11 protein-coding genes are annotated in these 12,424 nt (G+C 73.6%); 7 read left to right on the top strand and 4 right to left on the bottom strand.

Features of this window, described 5'->3' with window-relative positions; genetic code table 11:
* Positions 1 to 146: 146 nt before the first annotated feature.
* On the top strand, positions 147 to 1,538 hold the full coding sequence (locus ACFYMU_RS20910; protein ID WP_388375009.1) for a cystathionine beta-synthase: 1,392 nt from the start codon (positions 147 to 149) through the stop codon (positions 1,536 to 1,538).
* A gap of 458 nt (positions 1,539 to 1,996) precedes the next feature.
* Here ACFYMU_RS20910 and ACFYMU_RS20915 read toward each other — a convergent pair whose 3' ends face one another.
* The gene (locus ACFYMU_RS20915) at positions 1,997 to 2,422 is read right to left on the bottom strand and encodes a hypothetical protein (RefSeq protein WP_388375181.1); all 426 of its coding nucleotides are present in this window, start codon (positions 2,420 to 2,422) and stop codon (positions 1,997 to 1,999) included.
* Positions 2,423 to 2,615: 193 nt separating this feature from the next.
* On the opposite strand from ACFYMU_RS20915, the gene ACFYMU_RS20920 reads away from it, so the two are divergent.
* Both ACFYMU_RS20920 and ACFYMU_RS20925 read left to right on the top strand, forming a co-directional pair.
* Positions 2,616 to 3,458 (top strand): MurR/RpiR family transcriptional regulator, encoded by an 843-nt coding sequence (locus tag ACFYMU_RS20920; protein ID WP_388375012.1) that lies wholly within the window; start codon positions 2,616 to 2,618, stop codon positions 3,456 to 3,458.
* A gap of 139 nt (positions 3,459 to 3,597) precedes the next feature.
* The gene (locus ACFYMU_RS20925; protein WP_388375015.1) at positions 3,598 to 4,182 is read left to right on the top strand and encodes a hypothetical protein; all 585 of its coding nucleotides are present in this window, start codon (positions 3,598 to 3,600) and stop codon (positions 4,180 to 4,182) included.
* Between the two features lie 34 nt (positions 4,183 to 4,216).
* Here the strand turns inward: ACFYMU_RS20925 and ACFYMU_RS20930 are convergent, their stop codons facing one another.
* The 3 genes from ACFYMU_RS20930 to ACFYMU_RS20940 all read right to left on the bottom strand — a co-directional run bounded on the left by ACFYMU_RS20930 (position 4,217) and on the right by ACFYMU_RS20940 (position 6,769).
* Positions 4,217 to 4,591, bottom strand: a complete 375-nt coding sequence (locus ACFYMU_RS20930) for a hypothetical protein (RefSeq protein ID WP_388375018.1) — start codon at positions 4,589 to 4,591, stop codon at positions 4,217 to 4,219.
* Positions 4,592 to 4,607: 16 nt separating this feature from the next.
* Positions 4,608 to 5,126, bottom strand: coding sequence for a roadblock/LC7 domain-containing protein (locus ACFYMU_RS20935; protein WP_388375019.1), 519 nt, complete (start codon positions 5,124 to 5,126; stop codon positions 4,608 to 4,610).
* A 254-nt stretch (positions 5,127 to 5,380) separates the two neighbouring features.
* Positions 5,381 to 6,769 carry a diaminopimelate decarboxylase gene (locus ACFYMU_RS20940; protein WP_388375021.1) on the bottom strand — a complete coding sequence of 463 codons (1,389 nt, stop codon included), beginning with the start codon at positions 6,767 to 6,769 and terminating at the stop codon, positions 5,381 to 5,383.
* Positions 6,770 to 6,955: 186 nt separating this feature from the next.
* On the opposite strand from ACFYMU_RS20940, the gene hutU reads away from it, so the two are divergent.
* Genes hutU through hutI form a run of 4 tightly spaced genes read left to right on the top strand, consistent with a single transcriptional unit; the run spans position 6,956 to position 12,415 of the window.
* Positions 6,956 to 8,626: a urocanate hydratase gene (hutU, locus tag ACFYMU_RS20945; protein ID WP_388375024.1), complete on the top strand. Its 1,671-nt coding sequence runs from the start codon at positions 6,956 to 6,958 to the stop codon at positions 8,624 to 8,626.
* Positions 8,623 to 9,840 carry an allantoate amidohydrolase gene (locus tag ACFYMU_RS20950; protein WP_388375027.1) on the top strand — a complete coding sequence of 406 codons (1,218 nt, stop codon included), beginning with the start codon at positions 8,623 to 8,625 and terminating at the stop codon, positions 9,838 to 9,840. The genes hutU and ACFYMU_RS20950 overlap by 4 nt, the downstream gene beginning before the upstream one ends.
* Positions 9,837 to 11,171, top strand: coding sequence for a formimidoylglutamate deiminase (locus tag ACFYMU_RS20955; RefSeq protein ID WP_388375029.1), 1,335 nt, complete (start codon positions 9,837 to 9,839; stop codon positions 11,169 to 11,171). The genes ACFYMU_RS20950 and ACFYMU_RS20955 overlap by 4 nt, the downstream gene beginning before the upstream one ends.
* Positions 11,172 to 11,206: 35 nt before the next feature.
* On the top strand, positions 11,207 to 12,415 hold the full coding sequence (hutI, locus tag ACFYMU_RS20960; protein WP_388375032.1) for an imidazolonepropionase: 1,209 nt from the start codon (positions 11,207 to 11,209) through the stop codon (positions 12,413 to 12,415).
* Positions 12,416 to 12,424: the final 9 nt, after the last annotated feature.

Raw genomic sequence — 12,424 nt, forward strand, 5'->3', positions numbered from 1 at the left:
GTGCTTGCCCCGTACGCACCGTCGCCCAATCTCAACCGGACGTGAACGCCCGGCACGGCCCGCGTCCGCGGGCCGTGCCGGGGGCGGGAGCCCTTACGCTGGCGGCATCATCACGACCACATCTTTTGCAGCAACCGGAGACAACGGTGCGATTCCACGACTCGATGATCAGCCTGGTCGGCAACACCCCGCTGGTCAGGCTCAACCGCGTGACCGCCGGCATCCAGGCGACAGTCCTCGCGAAGGTCGAGTACTTCAATCCCGGCGGTTCCGTGAAGGACCGCATCGCCCTGCGCATGATCGAGGCGGCCGAGCAGAGCGGCGAGCTGAAGCCGGGAGGCACGATCGTCGAGCCGACCAGCGGGAACACGGGGGTGGGGCTGGCGATCGTGGCCCAGGAGAAGGGCTACAAGTGCATCTTCGTCTGCCCCGACAAGGTGTCCACCGACAAGATCAACGTACTGCGCGCATACGGCGCCGAAGTGGTGGTGTGCCCGACGGCGGTGGCCCCCGAACACCCTGACTCCTACTACAACGTCTCCGACCGGCTCGTCCGTGAGACTCCCGGCGCCTGGAAGCCGGACCAGTACTCCAACCCCAACAACCCCCTGTCCCACTATCACTCGACCGGCCCCGAGCTGTGGGAGCAGACGGAGGGGAAGATCACCCACTTCGTCGCCGGCGTCGGCACCGGGGGGACCATCTCCGGCACCGGGCGCTATCTGAAGGAGGTCAGCGACGGACGTGTCGAGGTCATCGGCGCCGACCCCGAGGGCTCCGTGTACTCCGGCGGGTCCGGGCGCCCGTACCTCGTCGAGGGCGTGGGTGAGGACTTCTGGCCGGACGCCTACGACCGGAGCGTCGCCGACGAGGTCGTCGCCGTGTCCGACAAGGACTCCTTCCAGATGACCCGGCGGCTGGCCAGGGAGGAGGGCCTGCTGGTCGGCGGCTCGTGCGGCATGGCGGTGGTGGCGGCGCTGCGGGTCGCGGAGCGGCTCGGGCCGGACGACGTCGTGGTGGTGCTGCTGCCGGACAGCGGGCGCGGCTACCTGAGCAAGATCTTCAACGACGAGTGGATGGCCGACTACGGCTTCCTGGAGGACACCGGCCCCAGCGCGCGGGTCGCGGACGTGCTCGACGACAAGGCGGGCGGCTCCATCCCCTCACTCGTCCACATGCACCCCGACGAGACGGTGGGACAGGCCATCGAGGTGCTGCGCGAGTACGGCGTCTCGCAGATGCCGATCGTCAAGCCGGGCGCGGGCCACCCGGACGTGATGGCCGCCGAGGTCGTGGGGTCCGTCGTGGAACGGGAGCTGCTGGACGCCCTGTTCACCAAGCGGGCCTCGCTCGACGACCCGCTGGAGAAGCACATGTCCGCGCCGCTGCCGCAGGTGGGCTCCGGCGAGCCGGTCGCGGACCTGATGTCGGTGCTCGGCAGGGCCGACGCGGCGATCGTCCTCGTCGAGGGCAAGCCGACCGGGGTGATCAGCCGGCAGGACCTGCTGGCATTCCTGGCCAAGGGCGGGAAACAGTAGCAAGCGTCCGGTGAACCGACCGTGTCGGCGGCGAACTTTCGGTGACGGGCGGGTGCGGGGCTTCGCGGAAGTGGTACGAGCGCGTCACGTGCACGCAGCACCCGCTTAACACGGGTCCGGCACATTAGTGGGTGTCGGCAGGGCCGCGGAGGTACCTCCCAGGCGTGAAGCGCTGGGGGAGGCTCTCCCCGCCCCGGTCGGCAACCGAAACGGCGCCAAGGACCTCCGGAGCGGCTCCCGGACCTCCATGGACGCCACGGACGCGCAAGCCCGGCCCTGACCCGGCCCGCGTCCCTCGCGGGGACCGCCGTCGTCCCGCCCCCCAGCTATGGGGGTGCGGCGGTCCCCGCGCACATCTCTGTCCCCGCCCGTATCCCTGTCCCCGTGCCAGTGGTCTCTGTCCCCGCGCCACCGGCCGGCGTCTTCTTCCCCCGCGTCTCCGGGCCCGGCGGTGCGGGTCAGTCCTGCCAGTCGGTGTCCTGGCCGGACCTGCGGCGGCGCCCGAAGAGGCCGGGGGTGGTGCGCACGGCCTGGAACGCGTTGACCCCGACGATGCCCACCCAGGTCACCAGCAGACCGGGCAGGTGCGCGACGCCGCCCCCGATCGCGGACAGCGGGACCGCCAGCACCAGCGACACGATGCCGAATCCGAACCGCTCCCCCCAGGAGTCCGTCGCCCGCGGGGAGCGGGCGCCCCGGGCGACGACCATCTGCTGCTCGGCCAGCCCGCGCCGCACCCGGCGGTCCACCGCACCGTCGATGCGCTGGTCCACCTTCTCCAGGAAGGATTCGACCAGCGCCGATTCGTACTCCTCGCCCAGTTCCCTGCGGGCCTGCAAGGTGGCGTCGAGTTCCTTCTTCAGGTCGGTGTCCTGTGCGTCCATACCGGTCATGCGGCCCACGGTAGGCAGTCGACGACATACGCCGCACTGGGGCTAACCCCCGTGTTACGGGGGGCGGGGAGCGGCGCATGCCCGGATTGCATATCGCCATGCAGGGGCATTGGTGTTTGAATAGCCTCCCAGCGGTGGTCCGGCTGCTCGACCGGTGCACGGAGATCTGGAGGGGGAGCACGTCATGAGCGTGACCGACAGCCCTGCCGCACGGCTGCAGGCGCTCTTCGAGGGGCACCGGCTCACGCCGACCCAGCGGCGCATCGCGCACAGCATGGTGCGACGGGCCGCCGACGTGCCGTTCCTGTCGAGCGTCGAACTGGCCGAACTGGCCGGGGTCAGCCAGCCGTCCGTCACCCGCTTCGCGGTCGCGCTCGGCTTCGACGGCTACCCGGCGCTGCGCAAGTACCTGCGCGAGGTCGCGCCCGCCGAGCAGGCGCCGTCCCCGGGCTCCCGCAACGAGTACCAGCAGGCCGTCGAGGCCGAGATCGAGAACCTGAGGCATCTGGCGGAGGTGCTGGCCGACCCGCGGCCGGTGCGGAAGGCCGGACGGATCCTCGCCGCCTCGCGCCCCCTGGCCGTCCTCGGGCTGCGGGCCGCGGCCGCCCAGGCGTACGGCTTCGCGTACTTCGCCGCCAAGGTCCACCCGGACGTCCGGCTGCTCGACGAGGGCGGCACGATGCTGCACGACCGCATGGACGCGGCGGTACGGGCGGGTGCGAGCGCCGTGCTGTGCTTCGCGCTGCCCCGGCACCCGCGCGAGGTCGTGGACGCGCTGGCATACGCGAAGGAGGCCGGGCTGACGGTGGTCACCGTCGCCGACTCCGCCTTCGCGCCGGTCGCGAAGTCCTCCGACCTGCTGCTGCCGGCGGCCGTCGGCACCGGGCTCGCCTTCGACACCGCCTGCGCGCCGATGCTGCTGGGGCGGGTCCTGCTGGAGGCGATGTGCGACGACCTGCCGGACGCCCAGGCCCGGCTGGAGGAGTTCGACACGCGGGCGGCGGCCCGGGGACTGTTCGTGGAGTAGCCCTCCCGGGCCCGGACTTCGGGCTTCGGCCCGCCGGACCCGGGTTTCCCGGAACCCGGGTTTTTTCAGGCTCGTCTCACCTTCGGCCGCTAGCCTGCGCGCGCTGAGGCGCTTCACAGGACGAGACGGGAGGCCGAACGTGGTGCGCGGAGGACAGGGTCTGGCCCGAGTGGCCGTCGTGGTACGGGCGGGAGCCGCCCCGCTGTGGTGGCTCGGGGTGTTCGCGGCGGGTGTCGGGTTGTTCGTGCCGGGAGTGACCGGACGCCGGATCGGCATCCTGGCCGGGGCCGCGCTGTTCGTCGTCGCGGCCGCCGCCGTCGCCGGCACGCGCCGCGGGCGGTACGCCGCACTCACCCGTGACGCCGCCCGGGCCGGCAGGTACGACGTGCTCCAGGACCGCGCGGTCACCGTCCGGACCTGGCGGCGCGGCCACCGGTGGTGGCTGCTCGCCGCCTTCGTCGTGGCGCTCGCCGGCTCCGCCGCGGTGCCCGCCGCCGGCGGCATGCTGCTCGCCGGGACCGGCGCCGGGTTGCGCCTGAAGGCCGCCTGGCTCGGCCGTCGGGAGCACGCCGAGGAGGTGCTGCTGTGGGTGCGCGTCGACCGGCTCGACGGCCGGGGCGGCGCGCCCGCGGGCAAGCGGGTCGAGGGCTACCGCAGCACCGGCATCGCGGCCGGCGACGCGGCCCCGGGCGGGGCGCGCCGCCGTGCCGCCGCGCCGGTGTAGCGCGCTGGGGACGGAACGGGCCGGGTCCTGAGGGTCAGACCTCCAGGTCCTCCTCGATCTTCTTCAGCTGGTGGCGGGCCATCGCCAGGTTGGCGCGCTTGGAGTCGAGGACGAGGTAGAGGAACAGGCCGTTGCCGCCGCGGCCGCTGAGCAGCCGGATCAGGTGGTACTGGTCGCTCAGCGTGATCAGGATGTCCTCGATCTGCCCCTTGAGTCCGAGGTGCTCCATGGTGCGCAGCTTGGCGCGTACGACATCGGTGTTGCCGGCGGCGGCGACCGTGAGGTCGAAGCTCTTGCTGCCGCCCATGGTGCCCAGCGCCATGCCGCTGGTGTAGTCGACGAGAGCGGCTCCGGTCGCGCCCTCGATGGAGGCGAGGGCCTCTTTCAGCGCGGTTTCGGTGTTGGCCATGTCGGAGTGTGTCCTTTCAACTTTCGGTGGTGGTGCGCACGTTCGCGGCCGAGCGTGGGCTCGCGGGGGTGCGCGCGGTGCGGGTCCGCGTGGGCGCGGACCCGGTGGTGGTCCTGGCGGTGGCCCGGGCGGCGCGGGCCTGGGCCGGCGGCTCGGCCCGTGCGGCGGCTTCGTCGACCAGCTCCCCGATACGGGTGCCGGCACGCCGGCCCTCCAGGTGCAGCCGGCCGACGTTGACGCGGTCCTGCGCCAGCAGCGTCAGGACGGCGCCGCGGCCCGCCGCGTACGTGGCCACATAGCCGTGGACACCGCGGACGAGCAGTTCGCGGAAGTCGCCCTGCCCGGTCGCGTCCGTCATCCGTGCGGCGACGCCCAGGGCGGCGGCGGTGAGTGCCGCGACCCCCTCCGGTTCGACGCCGGGGGTGTCCTGGGCGAGCACCAGCCCGTCGACGCTGGCGGCGAGGGCGCCGGTCAGCTGGGGGATGCGGGTTCTCAGTCGGCGGAGTTCGTCGAGGACCTCGGGCTCCGCGTCCATCAGGGGTCTCCTCTCGGCGGGGCGTTGCCGTTCGAGCCGGTCAAAGGGCCTCCAGCGCATCCCTCAGCCTCTTCAGCAACGTGATGTGGGGATCGGTGAAGGGCGGCAGAGCCCCCGTGGGGGCGGGGGCTTCGCCGGTGTGCGCGGGTGACGGCTGCGCGGAACCCACGCCTGCGCCCGGGCCGTGCACGGGGAGGCGCACGGGGAGGCCGGGCCGACGGGACGCCCGGCCGCGGGTACCCCCCGCAGGGCCCTCACGCCCCTCGGAGCTCCGTCAGTGCGTCCGCGTGCCCCCCGCCCGACTCCGCCACGATGTCCTCGACGGACTGCGGCGCCCGTACGACCGCGAACCGGACCCCACCGCCCCCGTCCGGCGTGTAGCCGTACACCCCCGGCCGGGGCAGTGAGTTGTACCCGTAGTGGTGCGCGAAGTAGTACGCCCCGGTGTCCAGCGCCGCGACGTGGTCGCCCTGCTCCAGCAGCGGCAGCGTGTGCGCCTGCGCCAGCAGGTCGCCGGCGAAGCACGCCGGTCCCGCCACGTCCTGCACCACCCCGGGCCCCTCCTTCGGCCGCCCCTTCGCGTCGTACGCCCGGATCCGCAGCGGCCAGGACTTCGGCGCGTACACCGTCCGCACCGCCACCTGGACCCCCGCGTGCGTCACCGCCACGGCCCGGCCGCCCGCGCGCTTGGTGTACTCCACCCGCGCCACCACCGTCCCGTTCTTCGCCAGCAGGGACCGTCCGAACTCCGTGACCAGCCCGTACCTCCCGTCGAACAGCCCCGGCACCACCTCCGCCAGCAGCCGCGCGTACTGCGCATACGTCGGGGTCGTGACGTCGGAGCCGAAGTTGACGTGCAGCCCGCCGCCGATGTCGATCGTGTCGATCTGCCGTCGTCCGGCGTGCCCGTTGATCTCCTCGGCGAGCGCGTACGCCTCCGCGATGCCCCGTGCCATCAGCGACAGCGGGACGCCCTGAGAACCGGAGTGCGCGTGCAGCCGGGTCAGCCAGGGCCGGTCGGCGTACGCGCGCAACAGCCACGCGCGCGCCCCCTCGTCGCGCAGCGCCACGCCGAACTTGGACGTGGCCGTCGCCGTGGACAGCGCCTCGATGGAACCCGCCCCGATCTGCGGATTCACCCGGATCCCCAGCGGGGAGTCCGTGTGCCCGGCGCGGACGAGGGCGTCGATCCGTGCCAGCTCCTGCGGGCTGTCCGCGTTGACCGCGACGCCCAGGGCCAGCGCCTGCCTCAGCTCCTCGGCCGTCTTGGCGGGCGAGTCCAGCACGATGTGCTCCGGCGGCACGCCGGCCGCCCGGGCCAGCGCCAGCTCCCCGGGGCTCGCCACCTCCGCGCCGATGCCCGCCTCGCGCAGCAGCCGCAGCACCGGGACGAGCGGTGTCGCCTTCACCGCGAAGGCGTGCAGCACCGGTGTGCCCGGCGCCGCCACCGCGTCGAACGCCGCCCGCAGCGCCGCCGCCGCGTCCCGGATGCCGACGACGTCCAGGAGGCCGACGACGGGGGCGCCCGGCCCCAGCAGACCCCGCTCGACCGCGCCGCGCACGGCCCGGTCCCGGCGCGCCACCCGCTCGGCGTCCGGGTGGTGCGCCGTCCCGCTCGTCCGCCCCGTTCCGCTGTCCGTCATCTCCACCGCGTCCCCGTCCCCGTGTCGCCGTCGGCGGTACCTCCTCCAGCCAAACATCCCGGCCCGTGCCCCGCTGGCGCACACCTGTATTGACTAACTCTATTCAGCGCGTCAGGATGTGAATATCGGTAGCAACAGTCCCGCGCGCCCCCCGGCCGCGTGCGACCGTCACCCAGGAGGCAGACCATGTCAGGACCCGGGCCCCGTCCAGTCCGAGCGCCGCGCGGCACGGAACCGAGCGCCCTGGGATGGCAGCAGGAGGCCGCCCTGCGGATGCTGCAGAACAACCTCGACCCCGAGGTCGCCGAGCACCCCGACAAGCTCGTGGTCTACGGCGGCACCGGCAAGGCCGCGCGCGACTGGCGCTCCTTCGACGCGATGGTCCGCACGCTGAAGACCCTCAAGCAGGACGAGACGATGCTCGTCCAGTCCGGCCGTCCCGTCGGCGTCATGCAGACCCACGAGTGGGCGCCGCGCGTCCTCATCGCCAACTCCAACCTCGTCGGCGACTGGGCCACCTGGGAGGAGTTCCGCCGCCTGGAGGCCCTCGGCCTGACCATGTACGGGCAGATGACCGCAGGTTCGTGGATCTACATCGGCACGCAGGGCATCCTCCAGGGCACCTACGAGACGTTCGCCGCCGTCGCCGCGAAGAGGTTCGGCGGCTCGCTGGCCGGAACCATCACGCTGACGGCCGGACTCGGCGGCATGGGCGGTGCCCAGCCGCTGGCCGTCACCATGAACGACGGCGTCGCGATCTGCATCGACTGCGACCCGCGCGCCATCGAGCGCCGCATCGAGCACCGGTACCTGGACGTGCGGGCCGACTCCCTGGAGCACGCCCTGAGCCTGGCCGTCGAGGCGCGCGACCAGCGCAGGCCGCTGTCCGTCGGCGTCCTCGGCAACGCAGCCGATCTCGTCCCGCAGCTCCTCGCCATGGGCGCCCCCATCGACGTCGTCACCGACCAGACCTCGGCCCACGACCCGCTGGCCTACCTGCCCTCCGGCGTCGCCTTCGAGGACATGGCCGCCTTCGCCGCCAAGGACCCGGCCGGCTTCACCACGCGCGCCCGCGCGTCCATGGCCCGGCACGTGGAGGCGATGGTCGGCTTCATGGACGCCGGAGCCGAGGTCTTCGACTACGGCAACTCGATCCGCGGCGAGGCCCGGCTCGCCGGGTACGACCGGGCCTTCGCCTTCCCGGGCTTCGTGCCCGCCTACATCCGGCCGCTGTTCTGCGAGGGCAAGGGCCCCTTCCGGTGGGCGGCGCTGTCCGGCGACCCGGCCGACATCGCCAGGACCGACCGGGCGATCCTCGAGCTGTTCCCCGAGAACGAGTCCCTCGCGCGCTGGATCAGGCTGGCCGGGGAGCGCGTGCACTTCCAGGGCCTGCCCGCCCGTATCTGCTGGCTCGGCTACGGCGAGCGGGACCGGGCCGGCGAGCGGTTCAACGACATGGTGGCGAGCGGCGAGCTGACCGCGCCGATCGTCATCGGCCGCGACCACCTCGACTGCGGGTCCGTCGCCTCGCCCTACCGCGAGACCGAGGCGATGCTCGACGGCTCCGACGCGATCGCGGACTGGCCCCTGCTCAACGCCATGGTGAACGTGGCGTCGGGCGCGTCCTGGGTGTCCATCCACCACGGCGGCGGCGTCGGCATGGGGCGGTCCCTCCACGCCGGCCAGGTGACGGTGGCCGACGGCACGAAGCTCGGCGGTGAGAAGATCCGCCGGGTGCTGACGAACGACCCGGGGATGGGCGTCATCCGGCATGTGGACGCCGGGTACGACATCGCGGAGTCGGTGGCCGAGGAGCGGGGCGTGCGGGTGCCGATGCGCGAGGGTGACGACGCGTGACCTTCCACGGCATGTGGGCCCAGCTGCTGCCGATCGGCCGCAGCTCCGCCTCCGGCGGCTACCGCCGCTTCGCCTGGACCGGTCCCGACGCCGAGTGCCGGGCCTGGTTCAAGGAGCAGGCCGAAGCCCGCGGGCTCGCCTACGAGGTCGACCGCAACGGCAACCAGTGGGCCTGGCTGGGGGACCCTGCGGAGGGCGACGCCGTCGTCACCGGATCCCATCTGGACTCGGTCCCGGACGGCGGTGCCTTCGACGGACCCCTCGGGGTCGTGTCCTCCTTCGCCGCACTCGACGAACTGCGCTCGCGGGGCGCCGACTTCGGCAGGCCGTTCGGCATCGTCAACTTCGGTGACGAGGAGGGCGCGCGGTTCGGGCTCGCCTGCGTCGGGTCGCGGCTGGCCGCCGGGCAGCTGACCCGCGAGCAGGCGCACCGGCTGACCGACGGCGACGGCGTCACCCTGCCACGGGCCATGGAGGCCGCCGGGTACGACCCCGGTGCCCTCGGACCCGATCCGGAACGGCTCGGCCGTATCGGCGCGTTCGTCGAGCTCCATGTGGAGCAGGGGCGGGCCCTCGACCTGAGCGGTGACCCGGTGGGCGTCGCCGGCGCCATCTGGCCGCACGGGCGGTGGCGGTTCGACTTCCGCGGCGAGGCCAACCACGCGGGCACCACACGGCTCGCGGACCGCCGCGACCCCATGCTGCCGTACGCCGCTGCCGTCCTCGCCGCCCGCCGTGAGGCCGAACGCGCCGGCGCCGTGGCCACCTTCGGGAAGATCGCCGTGGAGCCGGGCGGTGTCAACGCCGTGCCCTCGCTCGTCCGCGGATGGCTCGACTCCCGCGCCGCCGACCAGGCACGGCTCGACACCGTCGTCGCCGGCATCGAGACCGCGGCCCGGGAGCACGCGGAGGCCCACGGCGTCGGCCTCGACGTCGTCCGCGAGTCGTTCACCCCCGTCGTGGAGTTCGACCCCGCCCTGCGCGACGAACTGGCCCGCATCCTCGGCCGTGACGCCGGATTGTCCGTGCCCGTCCTCGGCACCGGTGCCGGACACGACGCCGGGATCCTCGCCGGGAGCGTCCCGACCGCCATGCTGTTCGTGCGCAATCCCACGGGCGTCTCCCACTCGCCGGCCGAGTTCGCCGCGGAGGACGACTGCCTGGCCGGGGTGAGCGCACTCGCCGACGTACTGGAAGGGCTGACCCGCAGGTGACGCAGACGTACTGGCTGGAACACGCCCGGCTGGGGGCCGCCGTCGAGGCGGGTGTGGTCCTGGAGGTGTCCGGCGGGCGTGTCGCCGAGGTGCGCACCGGTGCCGGCGCCCCGCCCCCCGGAGCCGAGATCCTCCGCGGGCTCACCCTCCCCGGCCTGGCGAACGCCCACTCGCACGCCTTCCACCGCGCGCTGCGCGGCACGGTCCAGGTCGGCTCCGGCACCTTCTGGACCTGGCGGGACGTCATGTACGAGGTCGCCGAGCGGCTGACTCCGGAGACGTACCACGCGCTCGCCCGTGCCGTGTACGCGGAGATGGCGCTGGCCGGGATCACCGCCGTCGGCGAGTTCCACTACGTGCACCACGCCCCCGGGGGCACCCCGTACGCCGACCCCAACGCCATGGGCGTGGCCCTCGTCGACGCCGCCGCCGAAGCCGGCATCCGCATCACCCTCCTCGACACCGCCTATCTCTCCTCCGGCTTCGGGCAGCCGCCCACCGCCCCCCAGCTCCGCTTCTCCGACGGCACCGCCGACGCCTGGGCCGAACGCTGTTCCGCTCTCGAGGACCGGGACCACGCACGGATCGGTGCGGCCGTCCATTCCGTGCGGGCCGTGCCGGCGGGAGAGCTGGCGACGGTGGCGCGCTGGGCGGAGGAGCGCGGCGCCCCGCTCCATGTGCACCTGTCCGAGCAGACGGCGGAGAACAACGCCTGCCAGGAGGCCCACGGCTGCACCCCGACCCGACTGCTCGCCGACCACGGCGTCCTCGGGCCGCGCACCACCGGCGTCCACAACACGCACCTGACGGACGAGGACATCGCGCTGATCGGCTCGACGGCCACCGGCACCTGCATGTGCCCCACCACCGAGCGGGACCTCGCGGACGGCATCGGCCCGGCCGCGGCCCTGCAGGCGGCCGGTTCGCCGCTGTCGCTCGGCTCCGACAGCCACGCCGTCATCGATCTGTTCGAAGAGGCCCGCGCGATGGAGCTGAACGAGCGGCTGCGCACCCGCACGCGCGGCCACTGGACGGCGGCGGCCCTGCTGCGGGCGGCCTCCGCCGACGGGCACGCGGCGCTCGGCTGGCAGGGCGCGGGAGTCCTGGAGCCCGGCGCGCTCGCCGACTTCACGACGATCGCGCTCGACTCGGTCAGGACCGCGGGGCCGCCTGCGCGGCTGGGCGCCGAGACCGCCGTATTCGCCGCGACGGCAGCGGACGTGCGCCATACGGTCGTGGGCGGCCGGCACATCGTGCGCGACGGGGCGCACGCCCACGTACCGGATGTGCCACGGGCGCTGGCGGACGCCGTCGAAGCCCTGCGCGCCTGACGTCCACCGCCCACCCGGCCACCCACGAGGACACCATGAGCAGCACGGTCATCACCAACATCGCCGCCCTGGTCACCAACGATCCCTCCTTCGGAGGGGGATCCCCCCGCCCGGGCACCTTCGCAGGCGCGGGGGCCTCCCCGCTCGGTCTGGTCCGGGACGCGGCCGTCGTCATCGACGGCGACCGCGTCGCCTGGACCGGTGAGTCAAGGAAAGCACCCGCCACCGACAACCGGGTCGACGCGGGCGGACGGGCGGTGATCCCCGGCTTCGTGGACTCCCACTCGCACCTCGTCTTCGCGGGAGACCGCACCGAGGAGTTCAACGCCCGCATGTCGGGCCGCGGCTACACGGCCGGAGGCATCCGTACGACGGTGGCGGCGACGCGGGCCGCGACGGACGCCGAGCTGGAGGCCAACCTCGTCCGCTACCTCGCCGAGGCCCTCCGCCAGGGCACCACCACCCTCGAGACGAAGTCCGGCTACGGCCTCACCGTCGACGACGAGGCGCGCGCCCTGCGCCTCGCCGCCGAGCACACGGACGAGGTCACCTACCTCGGCGCCCACATCGTCCCCCCGGACCACGCCGACGACCCCGCCGCCTACGTGGCGCTGGTCAGCGGTGAGATGCTCGACGCCTGCGCCCCGTACGCGCGGTGGATCGACGTCTTCTGCGAGAAGGGCGCCTTCGACGGCGACCAGGCCCGCGCGATCCTCACCGCGGGCAGGGCGAAGGGCCTGCATCCGCGCGTGCACGCCAACCAGCTGTCGTACGGCCCGGGCGTGCGGCTCGCCGTCGAGCTCGACGCGGCCAGCGCCGACCACTGCACGCACCTGACGGACGCCGATGTGGACGCGCTCGCCAACAGCCGCACGGTCGCCACCCTGCTGCCCGGCGCCGAGTTCTCGACGCGGGCGCGGTGGCCCGACGCCCGCCGCCTGCTCGACGCGGGCGTCACCGTCGCCCTGTCGACGGACTGCAACCCGGGCTCGTCCTTCACGTCCTCGGTGCCGTTCTGCATCGCCCTGGCCGTACGGGACATGGGCATGACCCCGGACGAAGCCGTGTGGTCGGCCACCGCGGGAGGGGCCCGGGCCCTGCGCCGCACGGACATCGGCCGCATCGCCCCGGGCGCGTACGCGGACCTGGCGGTCCTCGACGCGCCGAGTCACGTCCACCTGGCCTACCGCCCGGGGGTGCCCCTGGTGTCGCAGGTGTGGCGGCGGGGCGTGCGCGAGGTCTGACGGACACAC

The organism is Streptomyces sp. NPDC007264 (assembly GCF_042869095.1).
In the GTDB taxonomy this organism is placed as follows: Bacteria; Actinomycetota; Actinomycetes; order Streptomycetales; family Streptomycetaceae; genus Streptomyces.